The 22631-nt window shown below is 43.1% G+C and carries 33 protein-coding genes and 1 pseudogene; 19 read left to right on the forward strand and 15 right to left on the reverse strand.

Translation table 11 applies throughout. The features are described from left to right. Positions 1 to 247 precede the first annotated feature (247 nt). The 3 genes from OSCIL6407_RS36400 (at position 248) to OSCIL6407_RS37970 (ending at position 932) form a co-directional block, all read left to right on the forward strand. Entirely contained in the window at positions 248 to 388 is a 141-nt protein-coding gene (locus OSCIL6407_RS36400; protein WP_007357568.1) for a hypothetical protein, read from the forward strand. Between the two features lie 80 nt (positions 389 to 468). Next, the gene (locus tag OSCIL6407_RS0127340) at positions 469 to 714 is read left to right on the forward strand and encodes a type II toxin-antitoxin system HicB family antitoxin (protein WP_007357569.1); all 246 of its coding nucleotides are present in this window, start codon (positions 469 to 471) and stop codon (positions 712 to 714) included. 95 nt (positions 715 to 809) lie between these two features. Further along, positions 810 to 932: a hypothetical protein gene (locus OSCIL6407_RS37970; RefSeq protein WP_007357570.1), complete on the forward strand. Its 123-nt coding sequence runs from the start codon at positions 810 to 812 to the stop codon at positions 930 to 932. 243 nt (positions 933 to 1175) lie between these two features. Here OSCIL6407_RS37970 and fabF read toward each other — a convergent pair whose 3' ends face one another. The 3 genes from fabF to OSCIL6407_RS36565 all read right to left on the reverse strand — a co-directional run bounded on the left by fabF (position 1176) and on the right by OSCIL6407_RS36565 (position 3111). Beyond that, positions 1176 to 2429 (reverse strand): beta-ketoacyl-ACP synthase II, encoded by a 1254-nt coding sequence (gene fabF / locus OSCIL6407_RS0127350; RefSeq protein WP_007357571.1) that lies wholly within the window; start codon positions 2427 to 2429, stop codon positions 1176 to 1178. 108 nt (positions 2430 to 2537) lie between these two features. Then, positions 2538 to 2792 carry an acyl carrier protein gene (gene acpP, locus OSCIL6407_RS0127355; RefSeq protein ID WP_007357572.1) on the reverse strand — a complete coding sequence of 85 codons (255 nt, stop codon included), beginning with the start codon at positions 2790 to 2792 and terminating at the stop codon, positions 2538 to 2540. Further along, the gene (locus OSCIL6407_RS36565) at positions 2767 to 3111 is read right to left on the reverse strand and encodes a hypothetical protein (protein ID WP_155523437.1); all 345 of its coding nucleotides are present in this window, start codon (positions 3109 to 3111) and stop codon (positions 2767 to 2769) included. The genes acpP and OSCIL6407_RS36565 overlap by 26 nt, the downstream gene beginning before the upstream one ends. On the opposite strand from OSCIL6407_RS36565, the gene OSCIL6407_RS0127365 reads away from it, so the two are divergent. Next, complete coding sequence (locus OSCIL6407_RS0127365; RefSeq protein WP_007357538.1) at positions 3105 to 4010, forward strand: CoB--CoM heterodisulfide reductase iron-sulfur subunit B family protein; 906 nt, start codon at positions 3105 to 3107, stop codon at positions 4008 to 4010. The genes OSCIL6407_RS36565 and OSCIL6407_RS0127365 overlap by 7 nt on opposite strands. A gap of 181 nt (positions 4011 to 4191) precedes the next feature. Here OSCIL6407_RS0127365 and OSCIL6407_RS0127370 read toward each other — a convergent pair whose 3' ends face one another. Beyond that, on the reverse strand, positions 4192 to 4791 hold the full coding sequence (locus tag OSCIL6407_RS0127370) for a DUF3172 domain-containing protein (RefSeq protein ID WP_007357539.1): 600 nt from the start codon (positions 4789 to 4791) through the stop codon (positions 4192 to 4194). 461 nt (positions 4792 to 5252) lie between these two features. Here OSCIL6407_RS0127370 and clpS point away from each other — a divergent pair, with 461 nt between their 5' ends. Next, on the forward strand, positions 5253 to 5534 hold the full coding sequence (clpS, locus tag OSCIL6407_RS0127380) for an ATP-dependent Clp protease adapter ClpS (RefSeq protein ID WP_007357540.1): 282 nt from the start codon (positions 5253 to 5255) through the stop codon (positions 5532 to 5534). 166 nt (positions 5535 to 5700) lie between these two features. Further along, positions 5701 to 6522, forward strand: a complete 822-nt coding sequence (locus tag OSCIL6407_RS0127385; protein WP_007357541.1) for a CPBP family intramembrane glutamic endopeptidase — start codon at positions 5701 to 5703, stop codon at positions 6520 to 6522. A gap of 94 nt (positions 6523 to 6616) precedes the next feature. Here OSCIL6407_RS0127385 and OSCIL6407_RS0127390 read toward each other — a convergent pair whose 3' ends face one another. Beyond that, positions 6617 to 7360 carry a winged helix-turn-helix domain-containing protein gene (locus OSCIL6407_RS0127390; RefSeq protein WP_007357542.1) on the reverse strand — a complete coding sequence of 248 codons (744 nt, stop codon included), beginning with the start codon at positions 7358 to 7360 and terminating at the stop codon, positions 6617 to 6619. A gap of 548 nt (positions 7361 to 7908) precedes the next feature. Between OSCIL6407_RS0127390 and OSCIL6407_RS0127400 the strand changes: the two genes are divergently transcribed. Both OSCIL6407_RS0127400 and OSCIL6407_RS37375 read left to right on the forward strand, forming a co-directional pair. Next, positions 7909 to 8664, forward strand: a complete 756-nt coding sequence (locus tag OSCIL6407_RS0127400; protein WP_007357543.1) for a creatininase family protein — start codon at positions 7909 to 7911, stop codon at positions 8662 to 8664. Beyond that, complete coding sequence (locus tag OSCIL6407_RS37375; RefSeq protein WP_019487918.1) at positions 8652 to 8852, forward strand: hypothetical protein; 201 nt, start codon at positions 8652 to 8654, stop codon at positions 8850 to 8852. Before OSCIL6407_RS0127400 ends, OSCIL6407_RS37375 begins: the two co-directional genes overlap by 13 nt. Positions 8853 to 8927: 75 nt before the next feature. On the opposite strand, the gene lhgO is transcribed toward OSCIL6407_RS37375, so the two are convergent. Further along, entirely contained in the window at positions 8928 to 10184 is a 1257-nt protein-coding gene (gene lhgO / locus OSCIL6407_RS0127410; RefSeq protein ID WP_019487919.1) for an L-2-hydroxyglutarate oxidase, read from the reverse strand. Positions 10185 to 10226: 42 nt separating this feature from the next. Further along, complete coding sequence (locus tag OSCIL6407_RS0127415) at positions 10227 to 11156, reverse strand: WD40 repeat domain-containing protein (protein ID WP_007353997.1); 930 nt, start codon at positions 11154 to 11156, stop codon at positions 10227 to 10229. Between the two features lie 394 nt (positions 11157 to 11550). Here OSCIL6407_RS0127415 and OSCIL6407_RS33045 point away from each other — a divergent pair, with 394 nt between their 5' ends. After that, a complete protein-coding gene (locus tag OSCIL6407_RS33045; RefSeq protein ID WP_007353998.1) occupies positions 11551 to 11724 on the forward strand; it encodes a DUF4347 domain-containing protein in 174 nt (57 codons plus the stop codon). Here the strand turns inward: OSCIL6407_RS33045 and OSCIL6407_RS33050 are convergent. After that, a pseudogene (locus OSCIL6407_RS33050) lies at positions 11713 to 11850 on the reverse strand (transposase); the annotation flags it as partial. The gene OSCIL6407_RS33045 and the pseudogene OSCIL6407_RS33050 overlap by 12 nt on opposite strands. 419 nt (positions 11851 to 12269) lie before the next feature. Between OSCIL6407_RS33050 and OSCIL6407_RS36410 the strand changes: the two are divergent. After that, positions 12270 to 12788, forward strand: a complete 519-nt coding sequence (locus tag OSCIL6407_RS36410) for a hypothetical protein (RefSeq protein WP_007353999.1) — start codon at positions 12270 to 12272, stop codon at positions 12786 to 12788. A gap of 148 nt (positions 12789 to 12936) precedes the next feature. Here the strand turns inward: OSCIL6407_RS36410 and OSCIL6407_RS0127430 are convergent, their stop codons facing one another. From OSCIL6407_RS0127430 to psbN, 5 genes are all read right to left on the reverse strand, one after another. Then, positions 12937 to 13947 (reverse strand): GumC domain-containing protein, encoded by a 1011-nt coding sequence (locus tag OSCIL6407_RS0127430; protein ID WP_019487921.1) that lies wholly within the window; start codon positions 13945 to 13947, stop codon positions 12937 to 12939. Between the two features lie 3 nt (positions 13948 to 13950). Then, complete coding sequence (locus OSCIL6407_RS0127435; protein ID WP_007354001.1) at positions 13951 to 14184, reverse strand: hypothetical protein; 234 nt, start codon at positions 14182 to 14184, stop codon at positions 13951 to 13953. Positions 14185 to 14364: 180 nt separating this feature from the next. Next, the gene (locus OSCIL6407_RS0127440) at positions 14365 to 15276 is read right to left on the reverse strand and encodes an MBL fold metallo-hydrolase (protein WP_007354002.1); all 912 of its coding nucleotides are present in this window, start codon (positions 15274 to 15276) and stop codon (positions 14365 to 14367) included. A gap of 1 nt (position 15277) precedes the next feature. Then, on the reverse strand, positions 15278 to 16378 hold the full coding sequence (gene aroC / locus OSCIL6407_RS0127445) for a chorismate synthase (protein WP_007354003.1): 1101 nt from the start codon (positions 16376 to 16378) through the stop codon (positions 15278 to 15280). 209 nt (positions 16379 to 16587) lie between these two features. Next, entirely contained in the window at positions 16588 to 16719 is a 132-nt protein-coding gene (psbN, locus tag OSCIL6407_RS31320) for a photosystem II reaction center protein PsbN (RefSeq protein ID WP_039961802.1), read from the reverse strand. Positions 16720 to 16803: 84 nt separating this feature from the next. On the opposite strand from psbN, the gene psbH reads away from it, so the two are divergent. After that, positions 16804 to 17007, forward strand: coding sequence for a photosystem II reaction center phosphoprotein PsbH (gene psbH, locus OSCIL6407_RS0127450; protein ID WP_007354004.1), 204 nt, complete (start codon positions 16804 to 16806; stop codon positions 17005 to 17007). Here psbH and OSCIL6407_RS35680 read toward each other — a convergent pair. Further along, positions 16996 to 17172, reverse strand: a complete 177-nt coding sequence (locus OSCIL6407_RS35680) for a hypothetical protein (protein WP_007354005.1) — start codon at positions 17170 to 17172, stop codon at positions 16996 to 16998. The genes psbH and OSCIL6407_RS35680 overlap by 12 nt on opposite strands. Between OSCIL6407_RS35680 and OSCIL6407_RS0127460 the strand changes: the two genes are divergently transcribed. The 6 genes from OSCIL6407_RS0127460 (at position 17156) to OSCIL6407_RS38435 (ending at position 20507) form a co-directional block, all read left to right on the forward strand. After that, positions 17156 to 17410, forward strand: a complete 255-nt coding sequence (locus OSCIL6407_RS0127460; RefSeq protein ID WP_007354006.1) for a TatA/E family twin arginine-targeting protein translocase — start codon at positions 17156 to 17158, stop codon at positions 17408 to 17410. The two genes, OSCIL6407_RS35680 and OSCIL6407_RS0127460, sit on opposite strands and share 17 nt — an antisense overlap. Positions 17411 to 17422: 12 nt before the next feature. Next, a complete protein-coding gene (pth, locus tag OSCIL6407_RS0127465; RefSeq protein ID WP_007354007.1) occupies positions 17423 to 18058 on the forward strand; it encodes an aminoacyl-tRNA hydrolase in 636 nt (211 codons plus the stop codon). Continuing rightward, entirely contained in the window at positions 18055 to 18318 is a 264-nt protein-coding gene (locus OSCIL6407_RS0127470; protein ID WP_007354008.1) for a DUF3146 family protein, read from the forward strand. Before pth ends, OSCIL6407_RS0127470 begins: the two co-directional genes overlap by 4 nt. 131 nt (positions 18319 to 18449) lie before the next feature. Further along, a complete protein-coding gene (locus tag OSCIL6407_RS0127475; protein ID WP_007354009.1) occupies positions 18450 to 19559 on the forward strand; it encodes a DUF262 domain-containing protein in 1110 nt (369 codons plus the stop codon). Beyond that, a complete protein-coding gene (locus OSCIL6407_RS0127480) occupies positions 19556 to 20206 on the forward strand; it encodes an MAE_28990/MAE_18760 family HEPN-like nuclease (protein WP_007354010.1) in 651 nt (216 codons plus the stop codon). Before OSCIL6407_RS0127475 ends, OSCIL6407_RS0127480 begins: the two co-directional genes overlap by 4 nt. Before the next feature lie 133 nt (positions 20207 to 20339). Beyond that, on the forward strand, positions 20340 to 20507 hold the full coding sequence (locus OSCIL6407_RS38435; protein ID WP_083811283.1) for a ribbon-helix-helix domain-containing protein: 168 nt from the start codon (positions 20340 to 20342) through the stop codon (positions 20505 to 20507). Here the strand turns inward: OSCIL6407_RS38435 and rsmI are convergent. Then, positions 20474 to 21328 carry a 16S rRNA (cytidine(1402)-2'-O)-methyltransferase gene (gene rsmI, locus OSCIL6407_RS0127485; RefSeq protein WP_007354011.1) on the reverse strand — a complete coding sequence of 285 codons (855 nt, stop codon included), beginning with the start codon at positions 21326 to 21328 and terminating at the stop codon, positions 20474 to 20476. The genes OSCIL6407_RS38435 and rsmI overlap by 34 nt on opposite strands. A 78-nt stretch (positions 21329 to 21406) precedes the next feature. Here rsmI and OSCIL6407_RS35685 point away from each other — a divergent pair, with 78 nt between their 5' ends. After that, positions 21407 to 21550: a hypothetical protein gene (locus OSCIL6407_RS35685; protein ID WP_007354012.1), complete on the forward strand. Its 144-nt coding sequence runs from the start codon at positions 21407 to 21409 to the stop codon at positions 21548 to 21550. A 36-nt stretch (positions 21551 to 21586) separates the two neighbouring features. Further along, a complete protein-coding gene (locus OSCIL6407_RS0127490; protein WP_007354013.1) occupies positions 21587 to 22465 on the forward strand; it encodes a sugar kinase in 879 nt (292 codons plus the stop codon). Positions 22466 to 22631: the final 166 nt, after the last annotated feature.

The raw sequence follows: 22631 nt of genomic DNA on the forward strand, positions 1-22631 counted from the left end.
CCGTGAGGCTGCATTACAGATCATCCCACCAGTTGGACAGCCAAGCAAGATGATTTCAGGGCTTGTTATCCTTTGACGGAGTGGATAAATGTCTGGCCTTGTGGAGATTAGGTGCGATTTGGAGGTAAAAACGCCTTGCGGTTACGGAAGTGAGGTGTCCAGGCGTAGCCAGCCGCAGGCATCGCGATTTCGGGACTGGCGAGTAATCAGCTAGTAATATAGAAATAACTTCTAGGAGACTATAAAGATGACAAACATATCCCATGAAGAAAAGGCAATTATCCGTACAGAAAGAGGACTGACAATCGCGGGTACACGCAAACCTGGTCAAGAAGCTATTCGATCCCAACTTCAAGCAGCAAAAGCCAAATTTAAGTCTCAGCCATGAATTTTTTTAGTCGATCATAATTTTGAGAGGACACGACATGATTTTCTTTCGTTGTATTGCTAATAAGGGAGTGCTTTAATATGTTAACTAAATACATCCAAACTGCTATGAAGCAAGCTAAGTATGAAATTTTCCCTGATAATGGGACTTTCTATGGAGAAATTCCTATCTGTGAGGGAGTCTATGCAAATGCTGTAACTCTCGAAGCTTGTCGAGAAGAATTGCAAGAGGTATTAGAAGACTGGATTTTACTTAGTCTCACCCTGAATCTTCCTTTACCAGTCATTGATAATATCGACCTTACAATTACTAAAGAAGTTGCCTGATGCCTCCTTTAAAACCAATCAAACGTCGAGAGTTAATTTATTACCTGAAACAACTATGATTTGATGGGCCCTATTCTGGAAAAAGGCATCAGTTCATGTTGAAAGATAACCTTCGCGTTACTATCCCCAATCCTCATCAAGGTGATATTAGTGCCAACTTTTTAGCGAAAATTTTGGGACAGGCTAAAGTGGATATTAGTGATTGGGAGAACTTATAAATTTGAGAAGGTTTTGTCAATTGATTCCCAATTATGATACAGTTAATGAATTTGGAATGAATTATAATTTGGTACTAAGGAGTTGCGATCGCAACTTGGCACGAATCCGACCTAAATAGCTAATTGTTATCCTTTAAATTTCGCTATTTTTACAAGAGGTCTATTTTATAATCACTCACTTATTAAAAAATTGGGGCAGGCAAAATGCCCACCCCACAATATATTCAAAAAACGCCTGTGAATTCACTCCACAAACTTCTTAAAGGCCAAAGTCACATTGTGACCCCCAAATCCAAAAGAATTAGACAGGGCAACATCTACCTTCAGATCGCGACTATGATTAGGAACATAATCTAGATCGCACTCAGGCCCAGGATTTTCAAAATTAATAGTCGGCGGTACTTTGTCATTATTAATTGCCATCACCGTCGCCACCGCCTCAATGCCTCCAGAACCACCCAAAAGATGACCAGTCATCGACTTAGTAGAACTAATCGCCACCTGATAAGCACTATCTCCCAAAGCCTTCTTAATGGCATTAGTTTCCGTAGAATCATTAGGTAGCGTACTCGTACCGTGAGCATTAATATAGCTCACCATCTCCGGGGTAATCTCAGCATCCTTAAGTGCTAAAGACATCGCCCTCGCTGCACCTTCCCCGCCTGGTACCGGAGAAGTCATGTGATAGGCATCGCAGGTAGAACCATAACCAACGATTTCCGCGTAAATTTTAGCTCCGCGACTCAAGGCGTATTCCAGCTCTTCTATGATGAGAATGCCAGCACCTTCGCCAACAATAAAACCATCGCGATCGCGGTCAAAAGGCCGGCAAGCATGAGCCGGATCGTCATTGCGCCTCGAAAGCGCCTTCGCCGCCGCAAAACCCGCCACACACAAAGGCGTTACCGCCGCCTCCGTACCGCCACAGATCATCGCTTGAGCATAACCCCGCTGCACCATCCGAAACGCATCGCCGATCGCATTCGACCCCGCAGCACAAGCCGTCACCGTACAAGAATTAGGCCCCTTAGCCCCCGTATGAATCGCCGTCAGGCCCGCCGCCATATTCGCAATCATCATCGGAATCATAAACGGACTACACCTGTCAGGGCCGCGATTCAAATAGATTTCTTGTTGGTCTTCCAAAACCTTCAGACCACCAATACCTGTCCCGATGATCGCACCCACTTGTTCTGCGTTCAGGTCATTAATCTCAAAATTTGCATCTGCGATCGCCTGTTTGCTAGCCGACACCCCAAACTGAGCAAAGCGATCCATCCGCTTTGCCTCCTTGCGTTCCAAATAGTCATGAGGGTCATAACCCTTCACCTCGCCTGCAATGCGACAGTCATGCCGCGACGCATCAAAGAAAGTAATCGGGCCGATGCCATTTTTCCCGGCAAGCAGCCCTTCCCAATACTCGGATAAGGTATTGCCAATCGGTGTAATCGCGCCTAGACCCGTTACAACAACGCGCTTACGCTCAAAATTTGCCATGATTTCGATTTCAAGAAATTAAACACCGAGAACGCAGAACAAAGGAAGAGTTTTCAATCCTATTTTCCCCCCTCTCAAAAGAGAACGAGGAGGGGAAACGCGCTTATCTTAAGCTTTTGGTGCTGCAACTTGACTATTGATGAAGTCTACAGCGGCTTGAACCGTAGCAATACCTTCTGCGGCCTCGTCTGGAATTTCGATATCGAACTCTTCCTCTAACGCCATAACCAGCTCTACCGTATCTAAGGAATCTGCTCCTAAATCGTTAGCAAAGCTGGATTCTGGCTTAACGTCGTTAGCGTCAACTTCAAGCTGATCCGCCACAATTTTCTTAACTTTAACAAAAATGTCGTCTTGACTCATAGATGGTGTCCTCGTTGGATGCCGCGTATTTAATCTTATCCGAAACGGGGATCTTAAAAAAAAACCCTTGCCAGTTTTCTAACTGACACTGAACCGAAGCTAGGGGGCATCCAGCACCCGCCATCGGTGGTAGGCTATGAGAATGGGGAGTAGAGGGGCAGAGGAGCAGAGGAGCAGAGGGGAAATCTGTATCTTTCCTGTTCGATCTCCCCCATCTCCCCCATCTCCCCCATCTCCCCCATCTCCCCCATCTCCCCCGCTCCCCCGCTCCCCCGCTCCCCATCTCCCCCGCTCCCCATCTCCCCGATCGCCATGCCATCCCCAACTCTCAAATATGCTTACTTTCCCGGTTGCGTGGCCCAAGGCGCGTGCCGAGAACTTTACCAGTCTACCCAAGCGCTGACTCAAGCTCTGGGGATTGAACTGTTAGAACTCAAAAAGGCTTCTTGCTGCGGTTCCGGCACTTTTAAAGAAGATTCCCAACTGCTGGAAGATACTGTCAATGCCCGCAATATTGCTTTAGCGGAAGAACTTAACTTGCCTTTGCTTACACATTGCAGCACTTGTCAAGGAGTCCTCGGTCATGTAGATGAACGATTGAAGGAATCTCAGCAAACAGACCCCGCTTATGTTGGTCAGATTAATGCTTTACTGACCAAAGAAGGTTGTTCTCCTTATAAAGGAAGTACAGAGGTCAAACATCTGCTGTGGGCTTTAGTGGCAGATTATGGCCTAGAGGAAATTCAAAATCGAGTTACTCGCAAGCTGTCTAATTTAAACTGCGCGGCATTTTATGGCTGCTACCTGCTGCGAGCTCAAACCAACAACCCTTATGACGATCCGTTTCGGCCGGAATCTATGGAAAATGTGTTCCGGGCGGTTGGGGCGACACCCGTTTATTACCGAGGGCGGACTCAGTGCTGTGGTTGGCCGCTTTCGAGCTATGCTACCGAGCAGTCTTTTAAGATGGCGGGATCGCATATTGAAGAAGCTATTGACAAAGGTGCAGATTGTATAGTAACGCCTTGTCCTTTGTGCCATCTCAATCTAGATTCGCGTCAGCCGGAAGTTGAGAAGGTAATCGATCGCAAGCTAGGTTTACCAGTGTTACATTTGCCCCAATTGGTTGCTCTAGCTTTAGGGGTGGAGCCTCAAAAACTTGGACTCGATCGCCACGTTGTTTCGACTCGCCCTGTCTTGGAAAAGTTAGGTTTTTAGCGATCGCCACCGCCAAGATGAACAGACTAAGTTGTATTTTTGGATAACTCTACGTAACGCCAGCTTTTAGGCGGTTTCTAGGCTGTATCCTAACCGCCCAGAGAGCAGCGTTACGGATAATTACCTTGGTGGTTACTAAAAGTTAACAGTTAACAGTTAACAATTAACCGTTAACAATTAACTAGAAATTTTGAGTATCAGGCCCAGTATCAATGGCTCCAGGTGGATTCAGGAATAGATTTTTGGCACTGCTATTCTGATAGATGCAATTAATGTCAGGTTTGCCTTCCAGAGTACCTGTGAAGCCAAAGGTATTCATGCGGTTTTTACAATCACGTACTTGGTCTTGAGTAATTAATCTTCTTTGCTCCAAAATCGCCCAGTTATTTGTTCGCAGGACGCATCCTGGTGTCATCGCCGGCTGAGAGATATAGACGTTAAAGGGATTGAGGGTTACGTAAACCCGCATATCTGTCACCATCGCACTAGCTCCATACTGAACGCAGAGTTCAGCATTAGGGGCACTGCGATCGATAAATTCGCGGGAAGCTACGTTCTCTGGGCTAATTGTTGCGGTAGAACTAAAGGCAATACCGATGCCAATTCCCAAAATAAAGATGGCTGCTAAAATCCCTAAAGATGCGTAATTGATTAGAGATTTACCAGCGGTGGCTGAACGCCGGGACGCACCACTGCGGGATATGGGGATTTCAGATTCCATTTCATCCCAGGGTTCGCCGGGGCCGGTTCTAGCGGTGGAAGACTTCGGTTTACGTTTCATAGACGGCACGATCGCAAATTCTAGAGATTAGGCAGGGACTCTCTTCATCCTAATATAGCGGTTTGTTGCTAAATTCAGTACAGTTGTGCTCTCTTTTCTTATAGAGTGGGTAATCTCTTTGACCGGCATAGCCATCGCCGCCAATCGCCTGTAACTCATAGCTATAAATGGTTGTAGGCGATCGCCTACCTGAAATTTAATTTTGTCCCCCCACTTATAGCAACCGCCAAGGCCGTTAAGACACTCGCTCATGGCACAAACGATTAACTCTCTTCCTCTGTTCTCCTCTTCCCTTTCTTTCCTGAGCATCGTAGCCCCTAGCCCCTAGCCCCTAACCGCTGAAAGCGGTTGCTATACCTTGTCGGGATTTTAATAGTTGATTAAACTATGTTAAAGTAAAATGCTCCCGCACCGTTTAGAGCAATTGACGAATTTAGATAATTTACGGAGGGGATAGAGTCGTGTCTGTCGAGACTATTGAAAAGCGTTCAACAGTCCGCAAAATTGCACCGCGCTATCGGGTTTTGCTTCACAATGATGACTTCAACTCTATGGAGTATGTGGTGCAAACTTTGATGCACACGGTACCGAGTCTGACTCAGCCGCAGGCTGTGAATATTATGATGGAAGCTCATACTAACGGACTCGCAGTGGTGATTATCTGCGCTCAAGAGCACGCTGAGTTCTACAGCGAAACGTTGAATAATCACGGACTGATCAGCACAATTGAACCAGATGAGTAAGATGAGGGTTAGCCTTCAGCAATTAGTTCGCGAATTACGAATGGCTAGAAATTTTTGATGATTGACTAATGGATATCTGTCATTGCGAGCGAAGCGAAGCAATCGCAAGGTTTTGAGATTGCTTCGCTTTGCTCGCAATGACAAGTATTTAACCGGGCATAATATAATGGCAAATTATCTTAAGATATCTGATTACCCTCTCCATTTAAGATTGGGGATTTTTCTTATTAGCTTACTCTCGATTTGGCTACCGCTAGCCGCACCGATTTATCTGCTGGTTAAGGATAGTAACTTAGCAACTATTCTGACTATGGGGTTACTATTCGGGGAGTTTATGTTGCTGGTGCAATGGTGGGGAAAGAAGGTTTACCGACGACCTCATTTGCTCAAAAGCTATGGGTTGGTGCGAACGAGGGAAAATGCCTTAGATTTGCTGGGAGGGTTTGGAATTGGTGCTTTGCTTACCTTTAGTTTATTTGGCTTTGAGGGACTCTTGGGCTGGCTGACGTGGGAGGAGTCCGAGAGGGGAATTAAATTGATTTTAGAGGGATTAGCAACTGGTTTGGGAGTGGGTTTTGCTGAGGAGTTGGTATTTCGAGGTTGGCTATTGGATGAGTTGCAGCGGGACTATAGTTTGAAGGTGTCGCTTTGGGTTAATGCTCTGGTATTTGGATTGTCTCATTTTTTGAAGCCGCTGTCGGAAATGTTACGGACTTGGCCTCAGTTTCCGGGTTTGTTGTTGTTGGGTTTAATTTTGGTTTGGGCGAAGCGATCGCACCAAAATCGCCTCGGTTTGCCGATGGGCTTTCATGCAGGTTTAATCTGGAGCTATTATATTATTAATGTGGGGCAATTGGTACGATATTCTGGCTCTGTTCCTGATTGGATTACGGGTGTTGACCGCAATCCTCTGGCTGGTTTGATGGGGCTATTGTTTTTGGGGGCGATCGCGTTTTGGATGTGGAAACTATCTAGATCTGCTAGTTAATTCATACAGTTAATTCATACAATATTCATTACTTGATTTCTACTAAAAAAGTAAGGCGGGTAGGGCCCGCCTCAGAACTACTCTTATGATTACTTCAACCAAATCTATAGCCGAATCCTCGCACGGTGATAATATACTCTGGCTTGCTAGGTTCTATTTCCAATTTCTCACGCAGCCAGCGAATGTGAACGTCAACAGTTTTGCTGTCTCCAATAAAATCGTGACCCCAAATGTGTTCGAGCAACTGATCGCGAGACCAAACTCGCCGAGGGTAACTCATAAATAGTTCCAGTAACCGAAACTGTTTGGGAGAAAATTTCACTTCTTCGCCGCGAACAATGACTCGGCACTCTTCAGGATAAAGAGTTATGCTCTTATATTGGAGCATTACAGGATGGGGTAGTTGACCTAAACGCTGGCGACGCATCAAGGCGCGACAGCGGGCAACAAATTCTCGTATCCCAAAAGGTTTTGTTAAGTAGTCATCAGCTCCTGCTTCTAAGTAAAAGGCGCAGTTGTTAGCACTCCCTCTGGCACCAACGATTAAAATTGGTACTGGATTTCCTTGATGTCGTAACATTCGACACAGATCCAAACCGTTAATTGAATCCATAATTAACAGGTTGAATGGAAATTCGTCATGATGGTGAAAAGAAGAACTTTGCACCGATGGAAGTGCGTTGCGCCCGTCATTAGTAACAAGCACGTCGTAGCCCTGCTCTTCTAAAGCTAAAGCCAGCATTTCCCTAAGCAGCTCTTCACCTTCTAGTAATAGTATGCGACCAGTTTGTTTTGTAGCTGGTCTTGAAGGACTTTCGCTTAATTCAGCAGAAGACATAAATATTGGTAGAGTTATGTTTGTTTGTGGCTGTTGGGAGCCGCCTTCTTCAGTAGCTTAGGCGCTCTTAGTACAGCGATCGCCTTTAAGCGATCGCAGAACCGCTTGCTTTCAGTTCTCTGCCATTCCATCCAACAAACAGGCGCTCAACTTGATTGAGTTGCTTATACAGGGTAGGCATGGGAACGCTAGCCTTACAAAACGAATTCAGGTGTTGAGCAGTTGCAGTAGCAGCGCTGTCTGGCTGTGTACAGGCATCTGATGCCTGGTTGTTTCTAGGGGTTGGCGTTGATTATATTAAACATCACCCACTTAAGAGTTAACCAGGTTGTACTGAATTAATAGGGGGATGTCTTTAATAGTACAGGTAAAAGATTATTAAGAGGTAAAGATTTGGTTATATAATGGTTAAATTATTAACGTTAAGTAATACCACTGGTAAAAATACGTAAAACTCTAAAGTTGAGCTTGATGTAAAGTAGTAAGTTCACAAGCGGTATTGGTCGTTAAGATGAAGTTTGTACATTAAGATTTCTTTAATTTTTATAATGTTGCTGCATTTAAGTACATGGCCGGAAGTGGAAACCTATTTAGGGCAATCTCAGGGTATGATTCTGCCGATTGGTTCGACGGAACAGCACGGGCCTACGGGGTTGATTGGAACTGATGCGATTTGCGCGGAGGCGATCGCTAAGGGTGTTGGCGAACAGGTGAAAGCAATGGTGGGGCCGACAATTAATGTCGGGATGGCCCTACACCATACAGATTTCCCTGGTTCGGTTAGTTTGCGACCCAGCACTCTGATGCTCGTGATCCGTGATTATATCACTTGTTTGGCAAAATCTGGTTTTACTAAGTTTTTCTTTATTAACGGTCACGGTGGCAATATTGCGACGATGAAGGCTGCTTTCTCTGAAACTTACGCTCATTTGTCAGATTTGAACATTAAGAATGCTGATTTAGTGCAGTGTTCCGTAGGCAATTGGTTTATGTGCAGTTCTGTTTACAAGTTAGCAAAGGAATTGTATGGCGATCGCGAAGGTTCCCATGCCACACCTAGTGAAGTGGCGTTAACTCAGTATCTCTATCCAGAGGCAATTAAGCAAGCACCGCTATCAGAAAATGTTCCTTCTGGACACAAAATTTACGGCGCAACTGACTTTCGCCGCCGCTATCCTGATGGTCGCATGGGTTCCGATCCCGCTTTGGCGACACCTGAACATGGCCAAAAGTTCTATGAGTTGGCGGTGAAAGAATTGAGTAACAGTTATTTAGAATTTTTGAGTTCCGATTGTCTTTTGTAGCTGAGGGAAGAGGGAGATGGGGAGCAGGGGAGCAGGGGAGCGGGGGAGCGGGGGAGCAGGGGAGCGGGGGAGCAGGGGAGCAGGGGAGATGGGGGAGATGGGGGAGATGGGGGAGATGGGTAATTAGCGATTACCAATTACCAATTACGCTCGCGGATTTTACCGATTACACGGATGACACGGATTAGTTAGAGTCACGATCGTTTACTCTGTGAAATCAGAGGAATCTGTAAAATCTGTGTATCCCAATTACCAATTACCAATTACCAATTACCAATTACCAATTGTTCAGTAATTTGAGCAGCTATCGCTTCTCCAATTGCTAGGGAAGCAGTAGCAGCCGGCGAAGGTGCATTACAAACATGAATCGCATTTTGTCCTTTAACTAATAAAAAATCATCCACTAATTTACCATCATTTGTTAAAGCTTGAGCGCGGACACCTGCATGGGTGGGGACTAAATCTTGAGCTTGTACTTCAGGAATTAACCTTTGTAAACTCCTGACAAAAGCAGCTTTGCTAAAAGAGCGAATTACCTCTTCAATCCCAACTCCTGCATATTTTGCTGCCAATTTCCAGAAGCCAGGATAAGTAAAAACCTCCGCTGCATCGCGCCAGTCAATATCAGTTTTTCGGTAGCCTTCTCGTTTCAAACTCAGCACAGCATTCGGGCCGGCGTGAATAGTCCCGTCAATCATCCGGGTAAAATGAACTCCTAAAAAGGGAAAATTAGGATTAGGAACTGGATAAATTAAGTGCTTGACAAGATAACGTTTCTCTGGTATTAGTTCGTAGTATTCTCCCCGAAAAGGTACAATCTGAATTTGGGGATTAACTTGACCGAGTTTGGCAACGCGATCGCTTTGAAGTCCCGCACAATTTACTATAAATTTTGTCTGGAAAGCACCTTGATTAGTTTCGAGGATGTGAGTGTTGTTGCTAGTAATAATCTTCTCAACTTTGGTATTGAGATGCAGTTCGCCTCCTCTTGATTCAACTAACTCAGCATATTTTTGGGAAACTTGCTTGTAGTTGATAATTCCTGTACTTGGAACGCGAATGGCGGCTAAACAACTTACGTGGGGTTCAATTTCCTTTACTTGTTCGTTAGAGATTTTTTCAACCTTTAATCCATTTTCTAAACCGCGTTGATAGAGGTTTTCTAATAATGGTAGTTCTTGCGGTTCTGTAGCGACAATTATTTTCCCACAAATTTCGTAATCAATCCCATGCTCTTGACAGAATTCTACTAAAGATGTATTACCATCGCGGCTGAATTTTGCTTTTAGGCTCCCTGGTTTGTAGTAAATTCCAGAGTGAATTACTCCGCTGTTGTGTCCTGTTTGATGAGGTGCCCAGTTGGACTCTTTTTCTAAAACTAAAATCCGGCGATCGGGGTAAGTGCGACTTAAAGCCATTGCCGTAGAAAGTCCGACAATTCCACCGCCAATAATTGCGAAGTCATATAAGTTTTGGGTTGGGGATGTAACTGGAACCATTAAATCAGTATTAATAGACATAGTTGATAATCTCTTATTCGATCCTCTTCCTTCTTTTTTCTTCTAGAGTTTTTGCCAAATTTTAATTGTAGCGTCATTACTGCCACTAGCGATCGTGTTCCCATCAGGACTAAAGGCTACAGAGCGAACTGAGTTTGAATGGTCTGTGAGAGTGCGATCCGGAGATATTTTTACTCCTACTTCTAAATCTTTACTTAATTGCCATAGCATCACAGTTCCATCTATACTCCCGCTAACTAAAGTATCACCTTGAGGGCTAAAAGCTAGAGATTCAACAGAATCTGAATGACCGATCAGGGCAGCAAAATCTCTACCCATACTTAGCTGCCAAATTTTTATAGTTTTATCGCCACTACTGCTAGCCAGAAGCGTACCGTCGGGGCTGAAAGCAACAGACCAAACTGGATAAGAATGACCTAATAAGGTAGCCAAGGGTTTGTTGGTACTTACATCCCACAGACCAATAGTGCCATCGCCGCTACCACTGGCTAGGGTTTTGCCGTCGGGACTGAAGGCAACAGACCAAACTGGGTAGGAATGGGCGTTGAGGGTGGTGAAGGGTTTGCAGTTGGTTAAATCCCAGAGTCCAATTGTGCCATCAGAACTGCCAGCAACGAGGATCTCGCCGTCGGGACTTAAAGTAATGGAACAAACTGGCACGGAGAAACCGCTTTTGATGTCTAGTTTTTGATTGCTGGCAACATCCCATAAGTCGATCAGTTCGTCGCTGCCACTGGCGAGAGTTTGGCTATCTGGGCTGAAGGCGAGGGGGTAAAAGGAAAAAACTAAGTCTGGTTCGGGGTTAAGGGTGCTCTCTTGCCCGGTTTTCAGATCCCATAGTTTAACGGTTTTGTCGTTACTGCTGCTGGCTAGGGTGTTTCCGTCGGGGCTGATGGCGATCGCCCTAATTCCTTGTGTGTGCCCCGTGAGGGTTCGCACGCATTCCCAAGTCTGGTTTTGAGGCTTTGGCATGGACTGAAATAATTGTACCGTTAGGGGCTATGCCTGCGGACTTCGGCTCTGCGCTCAGTCGAATGCTGGCTACGCCTATGCACTGCTATTGACAAGTTATAGCAGATTCGGCTGTATGGGAATAGTTTATTGTTTATTTTGGATTGTGGGCGCTACGGGTTTTGGCTGTTAGGGGGTGGCGATCGCGTTAATTGTTAACTATTTAAGCTGATTTACCATTAGACACTTCATTTTACTTAAGAGCTAATATTTTAATGCAATTAACTCATATCATAAAACTTCCTAAATCCATGTGCATTATTGTCGCCACATCAAAAGAAACATAGATTGTTGACTTTGACGAGTTACGAGTATTGATATCTAAAAGCAGTCCAAAATTGTCAGGGCATTTATCATGAACCAAGAAATCATTTTCGTTGACTCCTCCGTACAAGATTATCAAAGCCTAATTTACAACAACGATGCCGCTCAAACTTTTATTATAAATGAAAATTTGAGCGGCATTGAACAAATTACCAATACTTTAGTAAATCAAAAAAATATGGGTCTTCCGTACTTACTGTGCTAAAATATTAGGTGAATGCCAAAAAAGTAAAGCTCTGACTTGAAAGTTTTGAAAGTTTTTAAATCCAAAACCACAGCGTTTTAACAACTTTAATTTGTTGTTGATTCCTTCGACTATTCCGTTGGTTGTTATGAGCGACATTCTTCAGATGATTTAATCAGGTTACGTTTAGGCGATCGCTTTCAGATAAAGGGAAAGCGATCGCCTTTTAGTATTTAAAACCCTGTCCCTAGCTATATAGCACCCCATCGTCACAACCTCAACCGATAAGGGTATTAGAAACAGGACTTACGCAGCCAACCAAAGAAACCGGGTTTTTTGACGAAAATACTTCGTTTTTACCCACAGATGCTCTCAAAAACCCGGTTTCTGTGACGACCTGCGTAAGTCCTAAGAAATTTGCGATCGAAGTACCAAGATTTCTATACAACCCAAGTTTTAATGACAATTTTGTGATAAAGAGTTATAAATGTGGGGTACTACCCTTCAGGGGTATTAACAAGGTACGAGGGGTTAGAACCCTTATGTTATAAACCGGAGAAAAGGTTATGCCTGAATTATTGCAATGTATGGAATGCGGTGCTCAATTAAGTTCCGACGCTGAAGAATGTCCCCATTGCCATACAGAATATCCTCGTGGGGTGGTATGTCTAGGTTGTTTTGAAACTCTCAAACAATCGGAAGCAGTTAAACATGAGACTCACAACACGCATTCTACTAAATATTTTCATGCCGCTTGCTATCATCAAGTCATGAAACCCCTGATCTTAGATTCAAGCTTTTCTAGAGGAAATTTTACTCCTTCTAGTATAGGAAAAACTTACGATCGAAAGACTCTAAATGCGCTAATAAAAGCTGACGCTAAAAGAGTTAAGAAACAAAATAGTAGAAATCGCTATGAACATCTAAAAAAGATAGTCAGTAAAGTTTTTACCATCTTATTACTGTTAATAATAGAATTTATTTTTTGGGCAATAATCTTGAATTTAATGTTTGGAGAAATTGGATTAGTAATTGCATTTATAGTTACCATCCTTCTTACTCTAGTAATTGTTAAAGAGATGTAAAATTGACTTTTAACTAATAGCTAATAGCTAATTGAGGTCAGTTAATAATCATAGAACTTACACAGCGATCGCGTAACAATGCCAACAGGCGTGGTGACTTTACCGCACCTGTTGGCGGCGTTACGGATAGTTTTGCATAAGTCCGAAATCAGTATTTAAAGTGATATGAAATACTGCCTTCTTTTTTAACTTCACAAGTAGCATTGAAAGCTTCAGCTTGTTGATTCAAATATTGCTGAGCTTCCTCAGCGGATAGCTTTGTTTCCATCGCAAAACGAACAAGAGTTATTTCTCCGCTACCTTCTTGGATCAGCCGATATAAAGTTGCTTGCAAGCGATCTTGCTCTTGTTTTCTGTAAACCGCTTTCTGTCTCCCAGTAGCAAATAACGGAATTAAACCTAAACTGACTGCTAAACCAACAAATAAACCACTTCCCAAAATAATAAGAACAATAGGATTAGAACCTGGATAAGCGATAATTTGGGGAGCTTGAGAGAATGCTAAACTACTGCTTATTTCTTTCTCTGCTGCTTTTGCATCTGCTAAAGCACTCTGGGTTTTATCATAAATTCCTTCCTGAAGTTTGACTTGTTCTTCGAGACGCGATCGCTCTCGTTCATCATCTTGATAAAATTGGTCGAGGTTTTGTTCGGCTTGTTTGAGTTCTTTCGTTACTTCTTCTAAACGCTGATTAATCGATTGATTAATTAGTTGCCATTTATCTAAATTAATCAGGCGGCTTTTTTCAACTATCGCCTTCATCAGTACATCTGCTGTTGTAAGTGTTTGTTGGCGATCTCCGGCTCGATATTCAACTGCAATCTCTAAGGGTTTTTCCGGTTCAGAAACTTTGACGCTAGCATTTTTGCGGACTTGCTGCGGATCAATTTTGGCTGCATCTGCTACTGCTTTGACTACATTATCCGCTAGCAAATCATCGGTAGTTAGTTTCTCACCTTGCTTGAGAATTGCACCGCCAATAGTAGAAAATTTTACAGGTGGAGTGTTAACAATTAGAGTGCCTTTAGCAGTATATCCAGGCGGCGGCGCTAGGCTGTAAGCAGTTATGCTAGAAGCCGTCATAATTGTCGCAAACGTTATTAAGGCAATACTTTTGTATTGATTTAAAGTTGTTAAATAAATTGATTTAGTTGTCATAGTTCAAATATTGTCGTAAATAGCATCTTCCTCACTATATCCAGCTAAGAGTTGTTCGGCTGCAAGGCGATGCCAAGCAGCGTTTTCCTCTATTTCATTTTCTTCTATATCTATCGATTCATTTACTAAAACTATAATCCTCACTTCTTTGTTATTTGGCAAGTGTTTTAAAATATTATCGGGGAATTCGATTTTCCCTTCTGCTGTAACTTTTGCTCGAAATTCGTAGGCTTTCATAGAATATAGCTAGGGGCTAGGGAAGAAGGGAATAGAATCTATGGTGGCAGGAAATCATAACGTCCTAACCGCCTTAGCGGTTGCTATAATTTGGAATAGAGTAAAAATTAGATATTTTTTACTAATAACTAATGGCTAATTACCCACTGCAATTAGCCATTAGCCATTAACAATTAAACTTTATAAACCTATCGGCAAAATTAGTCCTTCACGAGCCATAACAGCCTTCGGGAAAACGTGCTGGACTTCCTCACCTATTTTGTCCAAAACATCATCGCTGTGAGCAGGATCGTGATGAAAAATCACCACTCGTTTTACCCCCGCCGCCTGAGCCATTTTTACTGCTTCCTGCCAAGTTGAGTGACCCCAACCCACCTTGGGAGATTTAGGATTATGATACTCTTCATCGGTGTACATCGCATCATAAATTAGCACATCAGCATCAAGGGCTAACTCATACACATTTTCATCTAAACGGTCTGGGAAATGTTCAGTATCCGAACAATAAACAACTGATTTCCCCCGCCAGGTAATCCTATATCCCATTGCAGTATTTGGGTGGTTGAGGCTACCCGTTCTAATTTCAATATCGTCGAGCATCATTGTCTCGTGACGCTTAAGTTCGTAGAATCTTAAATCAGCCTGTATTCCCTGTAAAGGCACTGGCGAATTTGGGTGCAAAACTCGTTCAATAAAATGCCTTTTCATCGACTCGCTATCAGGGGGAATCGATCCGTAAATGTGAAAGCAATTGCCGGGAATAAAAGCTGGAGCAAATAGAGGAAATCCTTGGATATGATCCCAGTGATAGTGAGTAAAAAACATATAAGCTTCTACTGGCATTTCTTGCTGCAACTGTTCTCCCAGCATTCGCAAGCCAGTACCACCGTCAAATATGAGGCGTTTTCCTCCTACTCGCATTTCTAGACAAGAGGTATTGCCACCGTAACGGACGGTATCTTTTCCAGGGGTGGGAATACTACCTCGGACACCCCAGAACTGGACAACAAAATCGTCTATCCTTTCAATTGGTTCGGACGGGTGAGGGCAATCCAGGGGATTTGCCGCGACTGAGGAAGGGCTGATTTCCATTTTAAACTTCAGGCTTCAAGGTTCCACATTGTCCATGATGGCGCAGGAGATGGTCGCACAACACTAAAGCAACCATTGCTTCTACCATAGGCACGGCTCTTGGCAAAACGCAAGGGTCGTGTCTTCCTTTTGCCGCCAGCAAGGTTTCTTCACCGCTGCTGGTGACTGTACGCTGTTCTTGACGAATTGTAGCAGTTGGTTTAAATGCTACTCGCAATATAATATTTTCACCGTTGCTAATCCCACCCTGAATTCCGCCGGAGCGATTAGTTGCTGTGCGGATGGCACCCTGTTTATCAGTATAGTATTCATCGTTATGCTCGCTGCCTGTCAGGAGTGTTCCTGCAAAACCGGAGCCGATTTCAAAGCCTTTGCTGGCTGGCAAAGACATGACTGCTTTGGCTAGGTCTGCTTCTAGTTTATCGAATACGGGCATCCCTAGACCTTTGGGGACGTTCCTAGCGGCACATTCGACAACGCCGCCGATTGAATCCCCATTATGGCGTACTTTTTCTATTAGTTCTATCATCCGTTCGGCACATTCTGTATCGGGAGTGCGGACGATATTGCTTTCTACTTGTTCTAGGGTGACGGTATTGGGGTCAACTAAGCTTTCTATGTCTTTAATGCGTTTGACGTAGCCGATGATTTCTACGCCTGCAAATTGTTTGAGGATTTTTTTGGCGATCGCACCTGCTGCTACTCGCCCGATGGTTTCTCTCGCTGAAGACCGTCCGCCGCCCTGCCAATTTCTGATACCATATTTAGCGTCATAGGTCGCATCCGCATGGGATGGGCGGTATTTTGTCGCCATTTCATCATAATCTTGGGAGCGGGTGTCTTGGTTCCGCACTAAGATGGCGATCGGCGTTCCTAAAGTTTTGCCTTCAAATACCCCAGATAAAATCTCGCAGGTATCGGCTTCTTTCCGGGGCGTGGTAATTTTACTCTGACCGGGGCGACGGCGATCGAGTTCAAATTGAATCTCAGCGGCGCTAATTTCCAGTCGGGGCGGGCAACCGTCAATTACGACCCCCACACCGCCGCCGTGAGATTCGCCAAAAGTTGTAATCCGAAATAGATGTCCGAAAGTGTTGCCCATTATGCGATCGCTAAAACTCTAAAAATGTTTAATCTCAAAAAATTCAATATTCTTTCCTAGTTTTCGATTTTAACACTGGCGGCGATCGCTGAGCTTAGCCGAAGTGCAGCTAAAATCGCGCCCGGAGCCAAACCTCATGTCTGGACAAAATAGCCTAGACAGTAAATGGCTTTTAGTCCGGGTCGCTCTGGAGCCGATGCGATCGCGCTTTAATCTTCGTGTTCTTCAAAGGGATCTCTCAATTCTTTAGAAGGTGGGCCAAAAGAAGTGTAGATTGAGAAGCCAGCTATAGCTACAAGGCATAAGCCCAGAGAAATGCTAAGAACTGTTGCAGGTTCCATAAGATAAAAAAAATTATGAGTGCTATCCCCCTATAATATTACAAAACATTAAATATTTCTGTAGAGATTCATCACAGGTGACTTATGGCACAACGCACTTTGTTGGGAGATATACTCAAACCCCTAAATTCTGAGTATGGTAAGGTGGCTCCTGGTTGGGGCACAACCCTACTGATGTCAGTGTTTATGGGGCTGTTTTTCGTCTTTTTGCTAATTATTCTCCAAATCTACAACTCCTCACTGATCCTTGAGAATCTAAATGTCGATTGGTCAAGTCTAGGAAGTTAAGATGAGTGAGGATGGGGAAGATGAGGAGGATGGGGAAGATGGGGAAAATTTAGCTACCCGATCTCCCTCCTCTCTCTTATCTTTCCCATCTCCCCCCTCTGCTTTCCCCCAGTTTAAAGACGTAGAACGACATCGCAGGAGATAGAAAGTGAATATTTTTGGCATTGGTCTACCGGAGATGGGCGTAATTTTGGTAGTAGCCCTGTTGATATTCGGCCCGAAGAAGTTGCCAGAAATCGGTCGTAGTATGGGAAAAGCCCTTCGCGGATTTCAGGACGCTTCGCGAGATTTTGAATCCGAGTTTAAGCGAGAAGCACAGCAGCTAGAGGAGGCGGTAGCTATTACGAAGCCTGAAGCTGAAAAAGCGATCGCAACCCCTAAAGATGACATTACTGGCAGTTAAGCACTCAAGATCATGAACGAGGCTACACCGCCGAAGGTTTTGGTAATTCCCCAGTTGATAGTTGGCCTGGGGAATCCAGAACCAAAATATAACCGCACCCGGCATAATATCGGTTTTGCCGCCGTTGATGCTTTGGCGAATTCTTGGCAAATATCGCTTTCGGAGAATCGCAAGTTTCAGGCGGAGTTTGGCGAGGGTATGGGGCCGCAAAGGGAGAAAATTCGGTTGCTGAAACCACTGACTTACATGAATTTGTCTGGTCAGGCAATTCGTGCGGCGATAGATTGGTACAAGCTACCGCCAGAGTCGGTGCTTGCGGTTTACGATGATATGGATTTGCCTGTGGGAAGGTTGCGGCTGCGGCTATCTGGTTCTGCGGGGGGTCATAATGGTATGAAGTCTGCGATCGCACATCTCGGTACTGACAAATTCCCACGCTTGCGAATTGGCATTGGTAAACCCCAATCCTCTAGCAATGATAAAGAAACTATTTCTCATGTTTTAGGCAAATTTTCTCTAGAGGAGAGCCAGTTAATGGATAAGGTGCTTAAACTGGTAGTAGAAGCAGTAGAACTGAGTCAAAAGCAGGGGGTAGAAAAAGCGATGAGTCTTTATAATAGTCGCACGGTTGCAGAAACAATAGGGTGAGTTCTAGATTACCTAAAACGACTGCTTATGTCCGCGTCACTCGCCAGTCTTGGCAACAAGGCACTATTGAAGGCGAGGTGAGCGCTGGTGCTTTTGAGTGGCAGTTTCAATGGCGATTTCGAGAGGAGAAGACTTTGGTAATTGAGCCTTCTCAAGGTCGCGCTTTAATTCAGGAACCGTTAAATCGTTTTCTGGAAAAATGGGATTATCAATTGGAACCTGGGGGCGATTATTCGTTTACAATTCGCGCTCAGTTTTAGGTTGAGAACTTTGTGAGAGTGCGGAAGTATTGAACTTACTAAAAATATCAACTATTTTAGTGATATTATATTTTAATACTGCTGTTCTGCAAGAATAGCTATACAAAATAATACTTAGGACTTCTTAAGCCATGCCTTTACAAGAAGAAATTGACAAAACAAGGCAAGAAATTCGGACAGATCGATACTCAATGTCTATTGGCGAGTGGATCAGTCTTTATGAAAACAAAGAGATTGACATTCATCCTGAGTTTCAAAGATTTTTTCGCTGGTCAGACCATCAAAAATCAACTTTTATAGAATCAATTCTTTTAGGCATACCGATTCCACCAATTTTTGTGAGTCAAAGAGATGATGGTATTTGGGATGTGATCGATGGTTTACAGAGACTTTCAACTATCTATGAATTTGTAGGTCTTTTGAAACCCGAGCGTCAAGACCAAGATACATCTTTTTTCACTTTACAAGAAACCACCTACTTACCTTCCTTAAAAGGTAAAAAGTGGGACGACCCAGACGATAAAGATAACTCTCTAACTCAGACACAACGTTTATTGATAAAGCGAGCAAAAATAGCTGTTAATATTGTTGAAAAAGAAAGTGATGAAATGATTAAATATGAGCTATTTCAGCGGCTAAATACAGGAGGATCAATTGCAACACCACAAGAAGTCAGAAATTGCATTCTTTTAATGTTAAATAAAGATTTATATGATTTGATGCGTTCACTTGCAGATCGTGAGTCATTTAAAAGCTGTATTGCTTTGAGTGATAGACTTTATGAAGAACAGTACGATATGGAATTAGTATTGCGTTTTATTCTTCTATTCGATCAAGATGATGCAAGTCTTCAAAAGTTGGGTGGTGATGTGAGCGAGTTCCTAACTGCTAGAATGCGTGAAATGGCACTTAACACAAATTTGAATTACAGCCATATAAAGAAAGCATTCGATGTCACCTTCAATATTCTTAATCAAGCTATGGGAGATAATAGCTTCAAGCGATATAAATCGGAAGGTAACAGATTTCTTGGAGGCTTTCTATTGTCTGCTTATGAAGTAGTAGCACTGGGAATTGGATATAACTATCAAAATCCACTTCCAACAGACAAAATATCTGAGCGTATAAAAAGTATTTGGTCAGCTCCGACTTATCAAAAATGGTCGGGAGCAGGGGTAAATGCTGCAAGACGTTTACCCCATCTTATTAAGCTTGGTAGAGAGGAATTTTCCCCTTTATGAGCATCCGAACTGCTGAACAATTAAGTGATAAGCTGTCTACCGATCTTGCTTGGCGAAAGAAAGAATTTTCAGAAATTAAATCTTTAGTAGAGACAAAAAGTTTTTCTGACCAAAGACATAAAGCATTACTTCGGAGTGGAGTATGTATTCTCTATGCTCATTGGGAAGGTTTTGTTAAGTTAGCAGGCAACTCTTATTTAGAATATGTTAAGTTCAAAAGGCTTACCTATAAAGAGCTTTCTAGTAATTTTTTAGCTTTGGTCATGAAAGAAAAACTTAAAGAGGCAAAAGAGACAAATAAGCCATCATTGTATATTCCTGTTTGTGACTTCTTTCTTTCCGAATTAGATAAAAGATGTCTCCTGCCTAAAGATGCAATATCTACTGCATCTAATTTATCTTCTGAAATTTTAAAAGAAATAACTGATATTCTCGGAATAGACTTTTCAGTATACTCTACTAAGTCCGTGTTAATCGATACTAAGCTTTTAAAGACAAGGAACGAAATTGCACACGGCGAGTATGCAGTGTTTGATAAGGATGAATATATAGAGTTACATATAGAAGTTATAGGAATGCTTGATATATTTCGTAACCAGATAGAAAATGCAGCTATTGAGAAAAAATTTATGCAGAACTCACCTTAGAGTTTTCATAGCCAAAACGCGATCGCACAGAACCGCTACCTAAATTGTGCGCGATCGCCGCCCTGCAACTGTAGTATACTTATTATTAAATAGATTTGTGTAAGTCCTGACATAGTTTGAATAAAAATTTACTATGAGCATTAATCTAACACTTGAGCAAGAAGGTTTTATTCAAACCAAGCTTCAAGCAGGGAAATACCAAACCGCTGAAGAAGTCCTTGAAACTACCTTGCGGTTACTAAATTTTGAACTTATCAAAACCGAGTGTTACTCACCATCAACAATTGTCAAAGCGAGTTGATAAATTTGGCGGCGAGGAAGAGAGGTTTTTTCTGCTAATTCTCGACTGGCCTGAGATTTCGTCACACCCTGACCGATTAACTCTTGCAACTGGGCCTTAATCTCCTCTTCCGACAATATGGGCACTACCGCTGAATCACCCGCGATAACTATGGTAAACTCACCTTGGGGCTCGCGAGTAGCGTAATGTGCGATCGCATTTTCAACCGTACCCCGCCAAAATTCCTCATACAATTTAGTTAACTCCCTAGCTAAAACTACCCCCCTATCCATACCCAAAAAATTACCCAAATCTGCCAAAGTTTGGCGCAAACGGTGGGGAGATTCATATAAAATTATTGTCCGAGATTCGCTTTGCAAAGCTTCCAAACTCCGCCGCCTTTCCTTACCTTTCGCCGCTAAAAAACCTTCAAACACAAATCTATCTGTAGGCAATCCCGAACCACTTAAAGCTACAATACAAGCACAAGCACCAGGAATGGGAATTATCGGAATATTAGCATCCGCAGAAGCTTTAACAAGTTCGTATCCCGGATCGGAAATTCCCGGCATTCCCGCATCAGTCACCAACGCAATTGTCTGGCCTGTAACTAACTTATCAATTAATTCTGGAAGTCGCTGATGTCGATTATGTTCGTGGTAACTAATTTGAGGAGTTTTAATCTGAAAATGATGTAAAAGTTTACCCGTATGCCGCGTATCTTCTGCCGCAATCAAATCGACTTCTTGCAAAATTCGCAAGGCCCGAAAAGTCATATCTTCCAAGTTGCCAATCGGCGTGGCCACAATGTAAAGTATTCCTAGCTTTGAATCTACCTGCATCTTTGTTACTTCGTAATTTTAGGACTTACGGACTATCGGCTAAAAACAAAGGGTTGCGATTACTTCGCTGGGCTCGTAATGACAAAAATACGTTTAGGAGTTACACATGGGACTCCAGAAACCGGGTTTTTGAGAGAATCTGCGGGTAACAATGAAGTATTTTCGTCAAAAAATCCGGTTTCTTTGGTTGGGTGCGTAAATCCTGACTATGATTTTGCATAAGTCCTATTGCTAACAAAAATCATCTTCAGCAAACCAATGGCTAAAAAAGGATTATTTATAGGATTAGTAACCTTAGACTTCGCCTATTTAGTCACAGATTACCCCAGCCAAAATCAGAAAGTAGTCGCTAATGACTACACCGCTACTGCTGGTGGCCCCGCTACTAATGCCGCAGTGACATTTAGCTACTTAGGCAATCAATCCAACTTGTTAGGAGTAATCGGTTGCCATCCCATAACTCAGCTAATTAAAGCTGATTTAGGAGAATTCCATATTAACCTCATAGATTTAGACCCGACGCGCCCAGAATCACCACCCGTTTCCTCTATTATTATCACTCAAAGTACAGCAGATCGCGCAGTAATTTCTATCAACGCTACCAAATCTCAATCTCGCCAAAATATCAACTCAGATATTTTAAAAGCAATTGATATCATCCTCATTGATGGCCACCAAATGGCAGCCAGCAAAGAAATTGCTCAAATTGCTAAATCTAACAATATTCCTATTGTAGTTGATGCTGGCAGTTGGAAAGCTGGATTTGAAGAAATATTACCTTTAGTTGATTATACTATTTGTTCTGGTAATTTTTATCCGCCCAACTGCCACAATAGCAAAGAAGTATTTACTTACTTGTCAGCAATAGGAATTCCCCACATCGCCATCACTTGCGGAGAAAAACCAATTCAATACCTCAGCGGCGGTATAAGTGGCATAATAGAAGTGCCTCAAATCAATCCTGTCGATACCTTGGGTGCAGGAGACATTTTTCACGGTGCTTTCTGCCACTATATTTTACAAGCAAATTTTATAGAGGCCTTAGCGGCGGCAGCCAAGGTAGCATCTCATTCTTGCCAATTCTTCGGTACTCGCCGCTGGATAGAGAATAGACCTATTGCCAAAATTACGCTATAAATAATAGGACTTCTAACTTTGAGTCATTTTATCCTGGTCAATAACTAAATCCTTCTGACTTTATAGATAGCTAAATCCTTCTACCTTTATAGATAACTAAACCCTTCTGCTTTCTACTCTCTACCTTTTGCCTTTTATTTACAGCAACCGCCACGATACGTTAGGA

It is taken from the genome of Kamptonema formosum PCC 6407 (genome assembly GCF_000332155.1).
Taxonomy (GTDB): domain Bacteria; phylum Cyanobacteriota; class Cyanobacteriia; order Cyanobacteriales; family Microcoleaceae; genus Kamptonema; species Kamptonema formosum.

Coding starts and splice junctions, on each gene's coding strand:
- OSCIL6407_RS36400 (WP_007357568.1), top strand. CDS start 248: ATGACAAACATATCCCATGAAGAAAAGGCAATTATCCGTACAGAAAGA.
- OSCIL6407_RS0127340 (WP_007357569.1), top strand. CDS start 469: ATGTTAACTAAATACATCCAAACTGCTATGAAGCAAGCTAAGTATGAA.
- OSCIL6407_RS37970 (WP_007357570.1), top strand. CDS start 810: ATGTTGAAAGATAACCTTCGCGTTACTATCCCCAATCCTCATCAAGGT.
- fabF (WP_007357571.1), bottom strand. CDS start 2,429: ATGGCAAATTTTGAGCGTAAGCGCGTTGTTGTAACGGGTCTAGGCGCG.
- acpP (WP_007357572.1), bottom strand. CDS start 2,792: ATGAGTCAAGACGACATTTTTGTTAAAGTTAAGAAAATTGTGGCGGAT.
- OSCIL6407_RS0127365 (WP_007357538.1), top strand. CDS start 3,105: ATGCCATCCCCAACTCTCAAATATGCTTACTTTCCCGGTTGCGTGGCC.
- OSCIL6407_RS36565 (WP_155523437.1), bottom strand. CDS start 3,111: ATGGCATGGCGATCGGGGAGATGGGGAGCGGGGGAGATGGGGAGCGGG.
- OSCIL6407_RS0127370 (WP_007357539.1), bottom strand. CDS start 4,791: ATGAAACGTAAACCGAAGTCTTCCACCGCTAGAACCGGCCCCGGCGAA.
- OSCIL6407_RS0127385 (WP_007357541.1), top strand. CDS start 5,701: ATGGCAAATTATCTTAAGATATCTGATTACCCTCTCCATTTAAGATTG.
- OSCIL6407_RS0127390 (WP_007357542.1), bottom strand. CDS start 7,360: ATGTCTTCTGCTGAATTAAGCGAAAGTCCTTCAAGACCAGCTACAAAA.
- OSCIL6407_RS0127400 (WP_007357543.1), top strand. CDS start 7,909: ATGTTGCTGCATTTAAGTACATGGCCGGAAGTGGAAACCTATTTAGGG.
- lhgO (WP_019487919.1), bottom strand. CDS start 10,184: ATGTCTATTAATACTGATTTAATGGTTCCAGTTACATCCCCAACCCAA.
- OSCIL6407_RS0127415 (WP_007353997.1), bottom strand. CDS start 11,156: ATGCCAAAGCCTCAAAACCAGACTTGGGAATGCGTGCGAACCCTCACG.
- OSCIL6407_RS33045 (WP_007353998.1), top strand. CDS start 11,551: ATGAACCAAGAAATCATTTTCGTTGACTCCTCCGTACAAGATTATCAA.
- OSCIL6407_RS36410 (WP_007353999.1), top strand. CDS start 12,270: ATGCCTGAATTATTGCAATGTATGGAATGCGGTGCTCAATTAAGTTCC.
- OSCIL6407_RS0127430 (WP_019487921.1), bottom strand. CDS start 13,947: ATGACAACTAAATCAATTTATTTAACAACTTTAAATCAATACAAAAGT.
- OSCIL6407_RS0127435 (WP_007354001.1), bottom strand. CDS start 14,184: ATGAAAGCCTACGAATTTCGAGCAAAAGTTACAGCAGAAGGGAAAATC.
- OSCIL6407_RS0127440 (WP_007354002.1), bottom strand. CDS start 15,276: ATGGAAATCAGCCCTTCCTCAGTCGCGGCAAATCCCCTGGATTGCCCT.
- aroC (WP_007354003.1), bottom strand. CDS start 16,378: ATGGGCAACACTTTCGGACATCTATTTCGGATTACAACTTTTGGCGAA.
- psbN (WP_039961802.1), bottom strand. CDS start 16,719: ATGGAACCTGCAACAGTTCTTAGCATTTCTCTGGGCTTATGCCTTGTA.
- psbH (WP_007354004.1), top strand. CDS start 16,804: ATGGCACAACGCACTTTGTTGGGAGATATACTCAAACCCCTAAATTCT.
- OSCIL6407_RS35680 (WP_007354005.1), bottom strand. CDS start 17,172: ATGCCAAAAATATTCACTTTCTATCTCCTGCGATGTCGTTCTACGTCT.
- pth (WP_007354007.1), top strand. CDS start 17,423: ATGAACGAGGCTACACCGCCGAAGGTTTTGGTAATTCCCCAGTTGATA.
- OSCIL6407_RS0127475 (WP_007354009.1), top strand. CDS start 18,450: ATGCCTTTACAAGAAGAAATTGACAAAACAAGGCAAGAAATTCGGACA.
- OSCIL6407_RS0127480 (WP_007354010.1), top strand. CDS start 19,556: ATGAGCATCCGAACTGCTGAACAATTAAGTGATAAGCTGTCTACCGAT.
- OSCIL6407_RS38435 (WP_083811283.1), top strand. CDS start 20,340: ATGAGCATTAATCTAACACTTGAGCAAGAAGGTTTTATTCAAACCAAG.
- rsmI (WP_007354011.1), bottom strand. CDS start 21,328: ATGCAGGTAGATTCAAAGCTAGGAATACTTTACATTGTGGCCACGCCG.
- OSCIL6407_RS35685 (WP_007354012.1), top strand. CDS start 21,407: ATGACAAAAATACGTTTAGGAGTTACACATGGGACTCCAGAAACCGGG.
- OSCIL6407_RS0127490 (WP_007354013.1), top strand. CDS start 21,587: ATGGCTAAAAAAGGATTATTTATAGGATTAGTAACCTTAGACTTCGCC.